This window comes from Haloarchaeobius baliensis (genome assembly GCF_052060055.1).
GTDB classification, from domain to species: domain Archaea; phylum Halobacteriota; class Halobacteria; order Halobacteriales; family Natrialbaceae; genus Haloarchaeobius; species Haloarchaeobius baliensis.
Map to the genome: position 1 here is coordinate 699,374 of NZ_JBPPFR010000003.1, position 12,864 is coordinate 712,237.

At 59.8% G+C, this 12,864-nt stretch carries 20 protein-coding genes and 1 pseudogene; 6 read left to right on the plus strand and 15 right to left on the minus strand.

Translation table 11 applies throughout. The features are described 5' to 3' along the window. Positions 1-48: 48 nt before the first annotated feature. From ACSG06_RS20135 to ACSG06_RS20170, 8 genes and pseudogenes are all read right to left on the minus strand, one after another. Positions 49-270, minus strand: a complete 222-nt coding sequence (locus ACSG06_RS20135; RefSeq protein ID WP_440992087.1) for a hypothetical protein — start codon at positions 268-270, stop codon at positions 49-51. Positions 271-512: 242 nt separating this feature from the next. Continuing rightward, positions 513-596: pseudogene (locus ACSG06_RS20140) on the minus strand (plastocyanin/azurin family copper-binding protein); the annotation flags it as partial. A gap of 6 nt (positions 597-602) precedes the next feature. Further along, positions 603-1,277 (minus strand): plastocyanin/azurin family copper-binding protein, encoded by a 675-nt coding sequence (locus ACSG06_RS20145; RefSeq protein ID WP_440992088.1) that lies wholly within the window; start codon positions 1,275-1,277, stop codon positions 603-605. Positions 1,278-1,287: 10 nt separating this feature from the next. After that, on the minus strand, positions 1,288-1,596 hold the full coding sequence (locus ACSG06_RS20150) for a thioredoxin family protein (RefSeq protein WP_440992089.1): 309 nt from the start codon (positions 1,594-1,596) through the stop codon (positions 1,288-1,290). Between the two features lie 122 nt (positions 1,597-1,718). Continuing rightward, positions 1,719-2,072, minus strand: coding sequence for an SHOCT domain-containing protein (locus tag ACSG06_RS20155; protein ID WP_440992090.1), 354 nt, complete (start codon positions 2,070-2,072; stop codon positions 1,719-1,721). Between the two features lie 6 nt (positions 2,073-2,078). After that, positions 2,079-2,495 (minus strand): DUF302 domain-containing protein, encoded by a 417-nt coding sequence (locus ACSG06_RS20160; protein ID WP_276274312.1) that lies wholly within the window; start codon positions 2,493-2,495, stop codon positions 2,079-2,081. Positions 2,496-2,587: 92 nt separating this feature from the next. Then, positions 2,588-2,941, minus strand: coding sequence for an SHOCT domain-containing protein (locus ACSG06_RS20165; protein WP_276274313.1), 354 nt, complete (start codon positions 2,939-2,941; stop codon positions 2,588-2,590). 62 nt (positions 2,942-3,003) lie between these two features. Next, positions 3,004-3,300: a hypothetical protein gene (locus tag ACSG06_RS20170; RefSeq protein ID WP_276274314.1), complete on the minus strand. Its 297-nt coding sequence runs from the start codon at positions 3,298-3,300 to the stop codon at positions 3,004-3,006. A gap of 325 nt (positions 3,301-3,625) precedes the next feature. On the opposite strand from ACSG06_RS20170, the gene ACSG06_RS20175 reads away from it, so the two are divergent. Further along, a complete protein-coding gene (locus tag ACSG06_RS20175; protein WP_440992091.1) occupies positions 3,626-4,369 on the plus strand; it encodes a DUF4396 domain-containing protein in 744 nt (247 codons plus the stop codon). 49 nt (positions 4,370-4,418) lie between these two features. On the opposite strand, the gene ACSG06_RS20180 is transcribed toward ACSG06_RS20175, so the two are convergent. The 3 genes from ACSG06_RS20180 to ACSG06_RS20190 all read right to left on the minus strand — a co-directional run bounded on the left by ACSG06_RS20180 (position 4,419) and on the right by ACSG06_RS20190 (position 7,570). Then, positions 4,419-5,081, minus strand: coding sequence for a hypothetical protein (locus ACSG06_RS20180; RefSeq protein ID WP_276274316.1), 663 nt, complete (start codon positions 5,079-5,081; stop codon positions 4,419-4,421). Positions 5,082-5,428: 347 nt separating this feature from the next. Next, a complete protein-coding gene (locus tag ACSG06_RS20185; RefSeq protein ID WP_440992092.1) occupies positions 5,429-6,037 on the minus strand; it encodes a helix-turn-helix transcriptional regulator in 609 nt (202 codons plus the stop codon). A gap of 129 nt (positions 6,038-6,166) precedes the next feature. Further along, on the minus strand, positions 6,167-7,570 hold the full coding sequence (locus ACSG06_RS20190; RefSeq protein WP_276274318.1) for a permease: 1,404 nt from the start codon (positions 7,568-7,570) through the stop codon (positions 6,167-6,169). A 377-nt stretch (positions 7,571-7,947) separates the two neighbouring features. Here ACSG06_RS20190 and ACSG06_RS20195 point away from each other — a divergent pair, with 377 nt between their 5' ends. From ACSG06_RS20195 to ACSG06_RS20205, 3 genes are read left to right on the plus strand one after another with little or no spacing between them, the layout of a single operon-like run. After that, a complete protein-coding gene (locus ACSG06_RS20195; protein ID WP_276274319.1) occupies positions 7,948-8,190 on the plus strand; it encodes a hypothetical protein in 243 nt (80 codons plus the stop codon). Between the two features lie 16 nt (positions 8,191-8,206). Beyond that, positions 8,207-8,740, plus strand: coding sequence for an SRPBCC family protein (locus ACSG06_RS20200; protein WP_440992093.1), 534 nt, complete (start codon positions 8,207-8,209; stop codon positions 8,738-8,740). 29 nt (positions 8,741-8,769) lie between these two features. Next, the gene (locus tag ACSG06_RS20205) at positions 8,770-9,675 is read left to right on the plus strand and encodes a universal stress protein (protein WP_440992094.1); all 906 of its coding nucleotides are present in this window, start codon (positions 8,770-8,772) and stop codon (positions 9,673-9,675) included. 11 nt (positions 9,676-9,686) lie between these two features. Here the strand turns inward: ACSG06_RS20205 and ACSG06_RS20210 are convergent, their stop codons facing one another. From ACSG06_RS20210 to ACSG06_RS20220, 3 genes are read right to left on the minus strand one after another with little or no spacing between them, the layout of a single operon-like run. Next, complete coding sequence (locus ACSG06_RS20210; RefSeq protein WP_276274322.1) at positions 9,687-9,962, minus strand: DUF7521 family protein; 276 nt, start codon at positions 9,960-9,962, stop codon at positions 9,687-9,689. Positions 9,963-9,966: 4 nt separating this feature from the next. After that, complete coding sequence (locus ACSG06_RS20215) at positions 9,967-10,254, minus strand: DUF7521 family protein (protein WP_276274323.1); 288 nt, start codon at positions 10,252-10,254, stop codon at positions 9,967-9,969. Between the two features lie 2 nt (positions 10,255-10,256). After that, positions 10,257-10,607 (minus strand): ArsR/SmtB family transcription factor, encoded by a 351-nt coding sequence (locus tag ACSG06_RS20220; RefSeq protein WP_276274324.1) that lies wholly within the window; start codon positions 10,605-10,607, stop codon positions 10,257-10,259. Between the two features lie 116 nt (positions 10,608-10,723). On the opposite strand from ACSG06_RS20220, the gene ACSG06_RS20225 reads away from it, so the two are divergent. Next, positions 10,724-11,356, plus strand: coding sequence for a plastocyanin/azurin family copper-binding protein (locus ACSG06_RS20225; protein ID WP_276274325.1), 633 nt, complete (start codon positions 10,724-10,726; stop codon positions 11,354-11,356). A gap of 84 nt (positions 11,357-11,440) precedes the next feature. Here ACSG06_RS20225 and ACSG06_RS20230 read toward each other — a convergent pair whose 3' ends face one another. Next, positions 11,441-11,974, minus strand: a complete 534-nt coding sequence (locus tag ACSG06_RS20230) for a hypothetical protein (RefSeq protein WP_276274326.1) — start codon at positions 11,972-11,974, stop codon at positions 11,441-11,443. A 147-nt stretch (positions 11,975-12,121) separates the two neighbouring features. Between ACSG06_RS20230 and ACSG06_RS20235 the strand changes: the two genes are divergently transcribed. Beyond that, positions 12,122-12,856: a S16 family serine protease gene (locus tag ACSG06_RS20235; RefSeq protein ID WP_276274327.1), complete on the plus strand. Its 735-nt coding sequence runs from the start codon at positions 12,122-12,124 to the stop codon at positions 12,854-12,856. Positions 12,857-12,864: the final 8 nt, after the last annotated feature.

Consider the following 12,864-nt stretch of genomic DNA (forward strand, 5'->3'; position numbering starts at 1 on the left):
GGGAGACAGACACGATGTTGATCCGTGTCTTTATCCAGGCGAATCCACTCAACAGCAGTCGTTTTTGTCGGGTGACCACTCGCACGCGTCGCCCGTCGTCAGGTCGTGGTCGTCGATGTACACGGAGAGGCACGCGTAGTTACAGAAGTATGCGGGAGAGCCGCAGTCGTCGGTGCAATCGCGAACACAGATCGGATCGTGATCGAAGATGCGCGACCCGCAGTAGGCACACGTCTCGTCATCTTCGGGACGTTCGACAGTCGTCGCCATCGCACAATTAGAATTCGATCGCCCCGATCATCGGCTCACCCACACACTTCGGGCAGACGTCGGTGTCGTATTCCACCATACAGTGCCGATGGCAGGTAATTCCACAGTGCTCGCAGACGAACACCTCGTCGTCGCTGGCACACTGTGACTCACAGATGTAGCACCGAACCATGGTTGCTAGAACGTACGGTGGCAGCCGCCATAAATCGCCGTGCTCACCGCTCTCTTCTGATTATACGTGCTCAGTCTGGCTGATCCTCTCCTAACCGCTCTTGTCGTCGCTGAAACTCATCGTCGTCGATATCGCCGCGTGCGTATCGTCGCTGGAGGGTTTACATCGCGGAATCATCTCCCTGTGAAGACACGTCCCTCCGACCCAGGGCCCAGTAGAGGAGCCCACCGACTAGCCCCAGCATTCCGAGTGCCCCGCCGACGAACGGCAGCCCGCCACCCCAGCCGTCGTTCCGCCCGTTCATCATTCCGGGCCCACGACCCATTCCTGGACCCATCATTCCATCACCAGGAGTCCCATTACTGCCCGCGCTCGACCCGTACGCGACAGCGCCTCGCTCGACGATCGTGTCGCTGTCCGGCACGTCGCCGTCTGGAATCGGGCTCTCTTCGGCCGGACCGCCAGGGCTGCCAACGACGATGCGACCGACCATCCCTATCGACTTGTGCGGGATGCAGTAGTAGTCGTACGTGCCCGGTTCCTCGAAGGTGTGCTCGAATCCCCCAGACGAAATGACCCCACTATCGAATGCAGTGGCGGCATCAGGAATCCGGCTCCCGTAGGCCGTCGCTGAGTGTGCTCCGGCCGCAATCTCGAACCTGACGGTCGTGCCGGGCTCGACGTGGAGTCCAATCGGGTCGAAGTAGTTGTTCCCCATCCTGACGACGGGCTGCTCCTGGGCAGTGGCTGTCCGGGTGAGTCCCGCTGTCGCGACCGTGCCGGCCCCGAGCGCTCCCAGAAACTGGCGTCTACTGTAATTCGTCATCTGTGTCATTTGGTTTTCGTCATCCGCGTATGATGCTGGCCAGCCGTTCCGTGAGTCCGGCCGATTGCTGGTCTGCGTCTTCGATAGCCGCCTCCAGCTCGTCTCGCTCGACGATGCCGATGAACTCGGCGGTCCGGTCCCCGTCCGCGTACACCAGCGTCGTCGGCGTCTTTCGAACGCCGTACTCCTCGGCCGTCTCCAGATCGGTCTGGATATCGACCTCCCGGAAGTCGACGTCCGGGTACGCCGCCTCGATACCCTCGTTTTTCTCCCGTTGCGTTGCGCACGCCCCGCAGGTTTCCTGCGTGAAGAGGATTACTTCGGTCATAGTGGTTAGTATGGTTTTGTTCTTTTAGCACATTTCTATTAATCATCGAAAGCTGTGTCCGTCTTGGATTTCAGATTCGAAGGATGGGTACGTGGGTGACCAGGCGTTGGTGGTCGCCCCGACTACTCCGAGCGTTCGAGCCTGTCTCGACGCGCCTCGAACTCTTCGTCGGTCAGGTCGCCGCGTGCGTACGCCATCCGCAGTTCTTCCATTGCGGGATTCTGAGCTGACTGCGAGTCCGTCACGCGGCGGAAGACGAGGTATCCCCCGCCCAGAATGACGAGGAGGAAGACCAGCTGGACGAGCATTCCGACGAGCGGCCACCAGCCACTGGTCGTCCCGTATCCGCCCATCATTCCGCCGTAGCCCATCATCCCACCGAAGCCCATCCCCATCGTGAGGAGGGGCAGGATGATGATCGCCCCGAGGATGAGGAGGACGATGGTCGTCGTGTCGAGCTTGTTCGACGAGGACATCGGCTCTCAGGCCTCCGACGGTGATTCGAGGTCTTCGGCGATGCTCGCGAGGACGCGCTCGAATCTGTCGTGAACCTCGGTCGCAATCGAGTCGAGCGCCTCGTTGTCGGCCATCCCGACGAGCTGTTGGGGGTCGACGGCGCTCACCATGATTTCGCCATCGTCGGTTTCGTAGACGATGACGTTACATGGCAGGAGCGCACCGAGTTCGATCTCCTCGGTCAATCCCTCGTGCGCGAGGGGTGGGTTGCATGCCCCCAGGATGCGGTATTGTCGGAACTCCTCGCCGAGTTTCTCCTCGAGCGTCGCCTGCACGTCGATGTCGCAGAGCACGCCGAAGCCTTCGTCTTTGAGCGCGTCGATGGTCGTCTCGACGACGTCGTCGAACTCGGCGGACACTGCCGTTTGTATTGTGTACGTCATGCAATAGGGTACTCCGTTTGTGGACTTAGTAGTGGGGTTCCGATTCGGTCATCGCAGGGTGGTTCACCATGCCGGAACCGATACCGCATGGCTCACCCAGCACGTTCTAACTGTTCGCGCCGCCGTTCGAACTCGTCGTCCGAGAGTTCGCCACGCGCGTAGCGCTCTCGAAGGACGGACAGCGGTCGTTCGTCGGATCGGTCACCGTCACGTCCCGTGAGCGCGAACACGAGGTAGAGCGGGACGGCGATGAGCAATCCCATCCAGAGGAGCCCCCAGAGACCCATCGCGCCACCGAAGAGCCCCCAGCCGCCGCCCATCATGCCACCACCGTAGCTCCCGCCGCCGTGGGCCGCAGCGGATCCGGTCGTCGCGACCAGTAGCGGGACGGCGAGTATCGCGAGTCGCCGAGCAGTGCGTCCGAGGTTAGTGATGAATTGCGTCATGATCGTGGGTTGGGTGGTGTGTTTCAGTGTTTATTCGATGCGTTCGGGACGGTCAGGGGCCGTCAGCAGTGGCCCTGCCCGTACATTCCGCCGTCGTAGTCGTCGTCGGCCATGTCCTGGGCCATCTCGTCGACGGTCACACCCATGTGCGACTCCATCCACTCGACGCTACCGGGGCCCATGTGGTCGGTCATGTGCGCCTCCATCCAGGCCGCCCAGTCGTCGGCGGTCCCATCGTACGGGGGCGCGTCGTCAGCGGTCGTGTCGGTTCCGTGTGCGCTGACCACGGGCGCGACGAACGCGAGTCCGACGATAGCGAGCACCACGAGCAGCCAGCCGCCGAGTTTGTAGTTGGTCATTGTCTTTCTCCTCGGTTACTCGTAGGACCGGTCGGGAGTTATCACGATGGGTGTGAATCCGCGCAGGAGAACGTTCGAGAACGTGTATAGGGCGTTCTAATCGTTTTTCAGGAATGGAATCGTTCATACCCGCTGAAATCGGTGGGGTGGACTATCCCTCCGTACGCTCAGGTGGCGACCGAAGGGTCGAGAAGGCTGAGACGACGCGCTTTGGAATGTTAACCACAACTGCAGAAAAGGTCCCTCCCCAACTAGGTCGTGTAACGATTCATCGAATCGCGGCAGCAGCGTACAGCTTCGAATTATCGCAGCAATCTCGTCAACTATGCTATTTCAGGGACTCCTCACACAACTCGAACACGCGCTCGCACCGGTTCGCCACGTCATGAAACCGATCCTTTCGGATCCACTCGTGATGGGTATCTGGGCACTCTTCGTGCTCGGGTCCGTCGGTACCCTCTGGTGGGACATCCGAGAGCGCAATCAGGCGCTGCCGTCGCTGATGAAAGGGGTGTGGACGCTCGTCGTCCTTTACTCCGGGCCGTTCGGGCTGGCCGTCTACTGGTACTCCGGGCGGACCCAGATCAGCAACGACTCGCTGTGGTGGCGGGGATTCCGCTCGACCGCCCACTGCTACTCCGGCTGTGGTGCCGGTGAAGTCCTCGGATTCGTCCTCCTCGCGGGGCTCCTCGCACTCGGGAGTTCGCTCGTCATCACGGCAGGAACGTTCGCGCTCGCATATCTGTTCGGGTACGCGCTCACCGTTGGGCCACTGATGCAAGAGGGGGTCAGCTTCGGGGAGGCGATGCTCGACGCCCTCTACAGCGAGACGCCGAGCATCACCATCATGGAGATCGCGGCTATCGGGACGGATCTGCTTATCGCCAGTCAGGCCCACATCTCCGACCTGCTATTCTGGGGTGCACTGGTGTTCTCGCTCTCGGTCGGGTTCGTGTTCGCGTACCCGGTCAACGCCACACTCGTCTACTTTGGCGTCAAGGAGGGCATGAAGAACTCCGCCGAGATGGGGCAGAGTCAGTCGAGCGGACAGGTACAGGCCGCCGATTAGTGACGTTAGGACCGCTCGGCGTCCACATCTAGCCCCCGATACGCCTGTCTCAGCTCCGTGCGTGGCGCCGATAGGCGTCGTACACAGCTGGGAGACCAAGCGGGAACGCGAGGAGCCCGAACGTCGCGAGCGTGTGTTTCGCGTATGATGACTCTCGATACGCGAGGTACGTAGCACCCACGCCGACGACTGCCACCGCGTATGCAAGGTTGCTCCAGAGCGGGTCGTACGTCGAGCAGTAGCCCCAGCAGACGAGTGTGTACGAAGGGGCGTTCCACGTCGGCGGCTGGAGCTTGGGCCAGAAGAACCGACAGTAGGTGGTAAAGGCGAGCATCACCGTCACGGGCAGCGCTGTGAGCCACGTACTCGGCCGAACCGAGAGTCGTGACTCGTATCGGTGGTAGCCGTGCAACAGCACCAGCGGGAGTGTGAAGACGACCAGCCATAGGCCGACAGTGTAGGTGACCGGCCAGTGTTCGATCCGGGGTTGCGTGTAGGCGACTCTGAACGAGTCGGGGAGTGTCGCCCACGGAAAGGACGGATCGGGAACCGGATTCGTGAAAAAGGACAGTCCCATTAGGAGGACGCCGGCGAGGAGTGCGTACGCACCGATCGCCGTTATTCGTGCGAGTGAGGCGGGCAACGGCTGGTGGCCCGAATCTCCACTGTCACTGTCATCGAATGGATCGGGATGGAGGGCATCCGCTCTCATACACTGAGTTACGTTGGAATGATTGATTGCAGTTGTTCTTTCAAATCAGAAGCGCTGGCTCTGAGCGGTTAGATTCCCTAACCCAGACATCCCTCTCGACTACGAATGAGGTCGGCTTTGTCAGGTCTGGAGTTATCGAGCGAGGCGACTTCTGAGAGTTGCCAGCAATCCGGGCTGCGCTCTCGTCGTCTGTTCACCATCACGGGACTCGGATTCTTCGGTCCTCTCCTCCTCTTCGTCGAGCCTCGCCGCTTCGTAGTCCGCAATTATGTGAGCGACGTGGCGATTGCACATGAGCGTTGATACGACGTCTAGCTACAAAACTGTTCGACAGGCGCTCGCAGGTGCTAACTCTGCGTCTGTTTCAGGTCGTCACTCGGGTAGATCCGGTAGGTCCGTCCCTGGCGCTCACGGTATAGTAAGCCGCGTTTCTCGAGGGCGCTGACCGTCTGGCTCACCTTGCTCTTCGAGAAGTCCGATCGGTCCCTGAGTTCGATCTGCGTGATGCCTGGCGAGGAGAGAACCGGTTCGAGGATACGCCGTTCGTCGTCGGGTAAGAGGTCCAGCACGCGGGGCCGAGGCTGGGTTTCTGGATTGATGGTGTCGTTCGAATGGGCGGTGTTGATCGACGGTTCGGAGTCGGACCCGGAGCTAGGGCTCCCCTGGTCGACATCCTCTGATGCACTACTCCGTTGCCGATCGACTGCCTCCGTGCTGGTGACGTCGTCGCGAATCAGCAGATACCCTCCACCGAGAACAGCCGACACGAGGATGGTCCCGAGGACGTACCAGAGCGGATTCGTGCCGTGAACTGCTCCCATCGACGTCCCCATCATCGACCCCATCTGCTCGAACGCCTGCTGTTGCTGGTATGCTTGCCAGCTGAGCACCCCACCGATGACAACGACAGCAGCGACAAGGAGCCCGACGACTGCATCGGCTCGCCGTCGATTCATCCATCCCACCTCGATTTCCTGTGATATTCGTTCATGCCGGTGAATTGGCCGGATGGTACTGTACCAGTTGTGATTGGACTCGAAGGACCCCAGACGCCGCGCACGCTCTTCGGAGTCGAGACGCGGTGCTCAGTGATGCTCATGGCTCTGTGAAGACCCCGTCCCTCCAACCTCTGGATGCTGGTGGGCGAACTCGTTGGGATGGTTCTCGAACGAGCGCTCGCACCGCTTCGAGCAGAAGAAGTACGTTTCACCGTCGTGGGTGAGACTCGGCCCGCTATCGTCAGTTCGCATTCCGCAGACCGGGTCCCGGTACTGACCAGGCGCACCGAGTCCGCGTCGGTAGACGTAGAGAAGGAACCCAGAGAGGGCGAACGCGATGATGTTGAGGTAGAACGTGTAGTTGAGTTCGAAGTACGTCTGTTCGGACGCCGTCTGCCCGCCGGCGAGGTTCGGAACGATGCCGAGGGCGTTGAACAGTTCCTCCATGAGGAAGCCCGTGAACGCCATTGTCACGAAGAAGACGCCGAGGATGTACAGCATCACGGTCCAGCCGTAGTACTTCCGGTAGACGTTCAGGACGGGGATGGTGATGAGGTCGGCGTAGACGAACGCGATGACGCCGGCGAAGCTGATGCCGCCACCCCACAGGGCGACGGCGAACGGGACGTTGCCCATGCTCCCGACGAAGCTGATGACGGCGATCGCGACGCCCATGATGGCGTTCTCGGCGCTCACCAGGAGTCCCTCTCCCTGGAGGAAGAGTGCGTTCCACACCCACTGCGGGACAAACACGATGACGAACCCCGAGATCAGAAAGCCCGCGATCACGTCCTTCCAGATCATCGACCACTCCTTGCGGTACTGATTGCCCACTTTGTACCAGCCGCCCCACGAGAGGAGTTCGTCACGCCAGCCGCCGCTGCTGGCGGCCTCCTGTTCGTAGGTTTCCATACACCCGGCCGAACAGAACTTCAGCGTCTCGCCACCATCGGTCGTCAGCGAGTACTCGTCTTTCCCTTCCATTCCACAGGTCGGGTCCTCGGTGACACCGTGTTCTTGATCACGTTGATTCAGCTCCTGTCGAACTTCGTCGAAGAGGTTCTCAGGGAGAGTCAAGTGGACAAGCAGCGCCATCACCGCGATGAGGATAACGCCACCGAGGAGTTCCGCGACGAGGAACTCCCAGCCCAGCAGAATGAGGATCATCAGGCCGAGTTCGACGATGAGGTTCGTCGAGGCGAACATGAACGCGAGGACGTTCACCGCGTGCGCCCCCTTCTTGAACAGGCCCTTCCCGATGGCGACCGCGCCGAAGCTACAGCCGCTACTCGCCGCACCGAACACTGTTGCTTTCGTCAGACCGCTCAGGTTCTCCTCTCCGAGGACCTGCGCCATCCGCTCTTTCGAGACGTAGACCTGGACGAGACTCGTGATCATCAGCCCCATGATGATTGCCCAGGCTGCCGTCCAGAGGAAGCCGACACCGATCCGCAACGACTCGAGGATTCCATCAAGCAGGGCGGCTTGCATACGTACTCAATCGTAAGCATCTATCTTGTTATTTTTTCTTAAGAATATGGTGCCGTGGCAACTCGAAAACTTACATTCGAAAGTAGAATAAGAAGGGAGTTTTGGGTGCCCGCTCTAGTATGGGAGTTCAAGAATCCTAGACCGCGCGCTTTGGTCCTCTGTTCGAAGATCGCTGCGCTCTCCATGGATGATCAGAGTTACGGACAGAGCTCCCATCTCCGACTTTTATCATACGGAAATCCGGTGAGGCTCCGACTGAAGTGCTACTCTTTCGAATTGTAAGAGAAAGTCGATTGAATGAGTCAAGCGTATCTCTACATATGAGCACGACTACCACCTCCCAAGACGCGTACAGTACGGAAGCCCCGGCTAAAGCGATGCAGCTTGACGCGCTGGCACTCGCGGGCGCTGCCGCAGTTGTCTCCGCTGTCGTCATGCTCTTGCTCGGCGTGTTCGGTGCGATCGGTGTCTACGAGGGCGCGGTGACGATGATGGAACAGTGGCACCTGTTCTTCGAGCCAACGGTCGTCGGGACCGTGGCCGGCATGGTCGAAGCCGCCGTGGTCAGCTTCGTCATCGCGTACCCCTTCGCGTGGCTGTACAACGTCTTCGCGCGATAATACGAGGAGACAATCCATGTACGTCACCGACAAAGCCGAAATCATCATCGACGCCAACCCCGAGGAGATCTGGGAGTACGTGACCGACCCGGTTCACTGGACGGCGTCGAATCCCGAAGAACACTACGGACTCGAATACGACACGCCCGACAACCGCCCCCGTGAAGGGGCGACGTTCCATCAGGCCGAAGAGGTCGCCGGGATGTTCGCCGACCTCCACGGCCGATTCCAGTACATCGACCACCCCAACGTGGCGGTCTGGACGGGAACGGCGTACTATCCGCTCCTCCGCGGACTCGTCACCGTTCGGATCCCCGAGGGCGGTACGATACGACTCGTAGAGACGGACGACGGAACCCGGATGTCGCACGCCGTCTGGATGGACTTCTCGAACAACCGCCGCGGCCGGCTGCTGAAGTGGTTGTTCACGACCGCTCTCGATGGAAAGGCCAAGCTCTACGACCACACCAACAAGGAGCTCGTCTTCTTCAAAGACCGCATCGAGTCAGCCGTTCGGGAATCGTCCAAACCGACGGGGGAACGTCCCTAGCACAATCAATCGGCCTTACCACTACAACCATGTACACCGACATCCTCATCCCAACCGGTGGAAGTGATCACGTCAAGCCCGCAATTCGGTACGGCCTGAGTCTCGCTCGACGATACGATGCGACTGTCCACGCCCTCCACGTCATCGATAGTTCCCCCATCGAACGAAAGCTCGAACTGACCGCCATCGAGACGGATCTGGAGACACTCACGGACACGTGGTACGATGCCGGCGATGCCGCTACCCAGGAAATCGCCACTCAAGCCTCAGAACAGGGACTGGACGCGGTAACGGAAATTCGGCGTGGCATTCCAGCACGGGAGATTGCGTCCTATATCACTGATGCTGGCATCGACCTCGTCTGCATGGGAACTCGAGGACATACAGGACTCGACCGATTCCTGTTGGGGAGCGTCACGGCCAGAGTCGTCCGTACTGTTGACGTGCCCGTCCTCAGCGTCAAATCGAGGCCGACTGAAGAGATGTCGGATTCCGAGCTTCTAGAAGACTTCGAGAATATCCTCGTTCCGACCGATGGGAGCAAACAAGCACAGGAAGCGGTCAAGCATGCGCTCGATTTAGCTCGGACGTATGAGGCAACACTCCATGTGCTCTATGTCGTCGATAGAGGTGCGTACGCGTCTCGTCCGGGGTGGACGTGGGACGAACTACAGCAGGTGCTGGAGCAAAGCGGAGAGAAAATACTCGAAAACGTCCGGTCCCAGGCCGATGCCGACGGAGTTTCAACGGTCACCGAGATTCACCACGGCGTTCCTCATCAATCAATACTGGACTACTGCGAACAGCACTCCATCGACTTCGTCGTTTTGGGAACGCACGGTCGATCCGGCCTTTCACGACAGCTGGTTGGGAGTGTGACTGAACGGGTTCTCCGGAGTTCGGATGTGCCGGTTTTGACCGTTCGAGGAGCGTAGACACGTCCGAGCTACCGGCGGAGAGATATGAGTAGAACCAGAAAGCCGAGCCCGATAGCGACCGATTCGATGATGTGGACGACGGCGAGATCGAGGCCTCCGAACTCGAAAAGCACTCCCTCGATGAATACACCGATAGTGATGATACCGAATCCAATTGCGGCATTTCGCATATAGTCCGTCCCCGTTCGTCGGTAGGCCTCGAAACTGTAGTACGTGATCAGGACGCCGAGGCCGAGGACGATCAAGCGGACGGCGAGCAGGATTGCCGTTGTCGTATCAACCATCTATTCACTCCCCCACCCTCTGTGAATCACGACCGTACAATGCATACAGGATGGTGAGCATGCCGATCGCGACGATCGCTGTCGCCACTGTCCCTGCATTGTGGAACGTCAGCCCGACCACGTCGAATAAGATACCCTCGATGATCGCTCCGAAACTGATGATGGCGAAGCCGATCGCGAGATACAGCATCGATTGACTGTTGCTTCGACGGTACCCTCTGTAGGCCTGAAACGCGATGATGAACCCGAGCGCCATCGTGACGAGCTTTGCGATGACGAGGCCGATGTGCATGGTTAGTCGTTCCTCATTGTGTCCCAGAGACGGGCGAACCGGTCAGGCGCATCTTCTCTGAGTTCGATACGGACGTCGAACCCTGATTCCAAGAGTTCGACCTCGACGCGGTCCAGCTGAGCTTCGTATTCACTGTAGTGGTGACCATCGGGATCGATGTGTGTTCGCTCGACGAGTAGATCGTACTCCAGTAGCGTATTGACGCGCCTGGAGACTGTCGAAACGGACATGTCGCATTCGTCGCTGAGTTCCTTGGCTGACATCTGGTTTCGGCGAGTCGCCTCGAGGATCGCGCGTGCATAGTCGTCGTCGAGGATGGCGAGGATCCCCGAGACATCTCGCTCCTCACTCACAGTCGACGTTTCTTCGGAACAGTATATAAAGAAACGGCGATTTGCTGACCCAGCAAATCTGCTTGCCGGACTATATCTTCCGGGTGTGTAGGTCCACTTGCAAGGTGACCGATGCTATGACCGACTCACTCACGCGACGACGGATGCTCCAGTTGACTGGCGGCGCGGCGGTCGTGGGGCTCGCCGGATGTACCGGAACGCAGAACGGCGACGGTGGAGGAGCGAATGCAACGCCGACTGAGGCTCCTCACGATGATGCCGGCACCGAGTCGGGACACAGCGACGAAGAAAGCGGTCACGACGAAGCAGTCGGTGCACCAAGCGACGCCGCCGACGTTCGGATGATCACCGAAGACGGTGGGTACCACTTCGAACCGCACGTCGTGCGCGTCAACGTCGGCGGGACTGTCACCTGGACGAACGAGAGCGGCAGTCACTCGACGACCGCCTACCACCCGGACAACGACCAACCCCAACTCGTCCCGGACGGGGCGACGGCTTGGGACAGCGGCATCGTCTCGGACGAGGGCGCGACGTTCGAACACACCTTCGAGACTGAGGGCGTCTACCACTACTACTGCACGCCCCACGAATCGCTTGGAATGATCGGCACCGTCATCGTCGGTGAACCGGACCCCCACGAACAGGTCGCCCTTGAGGAACCACCCGCCGACAAGCCCGAGCGCGTCCGCGAGAAGCTCACCGAACTGAACGAGATGGTACGGACGGCCCTCGGCGACGACCACTAACGACCCCATCGGTCAGTTGCCGGGCTGTCTGTCACTGTCCGAAATTTGGGCTGACTAATCCCGGTCGTGATTCTACTCCTCGGGTCAGGCAAATACGTTGTACCCGACGTGTGCGAGGGAGAGGACCAGATATCCGAGTATCAGTAGTGCCCCCGTTCGTCGAGAGAGCGACGGGAATCCAATTGCCGCGGTTCCGTGAATCCGTTCTCCGAGCGCGTAGACGAATCGTCCGGCGAGGAGTGCGAACGGGAGGTGCACAAACACCAACGGCAGGAACAGCGAATCGAATCTGACAGTCGTCTCCAATTGTGTCAAGTACTCGAGTTTGAGCAGTATCTCCAGTCCGGCGACAGTGAGTCCTGACGCGATAGTGGCGAACAATCCTTCAGTCTTCGAGAGGAGTCGTCCTCGCCAGTAACTCCAGGCGTAGAACGTGAGAATCAACGGGAGGAATCGAATGAACGCCTCCTCCACGAACCCAACCAGTAGTGTCCACGTCGTACTCGTCGTTGCCGGAAGAAGAGCGAGTTCGGCCAGAAAGGCGAGCCAGACGCCTAGCCCCGTCACGACGGCACTTAACACGGAGATGCCAACGAGTGATGGATAGTGACGCGTCATAGCTCACTCGGGGACATACCTGATACTTAGAGGCAATCGGGATAGACGTACCCGTTTCGACGCGGGGCCACACCCGGAGAGCATTTATTGCTGTGTGCCTGGTAGTCAGTAGCACGAAGCTGGATCGTCCCAGTTCGACACAGTACCATGGCTTCCAACGACCGCACCGCGACTGGTCTCCCGTCCGATAGGGAGAGCGATGTCGTCGGTCGTATCGAGGACGAACTCCTGTCACGGCGAGGATTCCTGACTGGACTCGGTATCGGAAGTGTCGGAGGCGCTGGTGCTATTCTTGGCCTCACACGTTCCCGCAGAGGGGTTCAATCGCTGGCGACACTCGCAGGTGGTGCGACGCTTCCTGCGGAGGTACAGTATTATCTCCCGGCAGTCGATCCGTCTCACGGCGGTCTCATTATTCCTGTCACGTTTTCGTTTTCGACTGGGGATGGAGAGTTGTTCGTCGACCTCGAGAATCTCGAGGTTCGTCACGACCTCCAGCTCGCGCTCCGTGAGGCAGCCGAAACGGCGACCAGAGTCACAGAGGGGAGCCTCGCAGACACAGCTGTCCATGTGACGTTCGAGACGCCGTCCAGCGACGTCCTCACACTCCGGGGGAAAAGCTGGGAGGCGGGGCTCACCGTCGCGTTGATTGCGGGTCTCCGTCGGCAGTCCCTCTCTCGGAAGACACTCATCACGGGCGTCGTCGACGGCGAAGGGACACTGCTGCCAGTCGGGGGAATCGAAGGGAAAGCCCGGGCAGCACGAGCGTTCGGAGCGACGGAACTGATCGTCCCCGATGGCGGTTCTTCTGACGTGTCGGTTCGGGGGATTCGTGTCGTCACGGCCGCGTCGATCGAGGATGCACTCGAGCGTATTCTGTGACCGTCGTT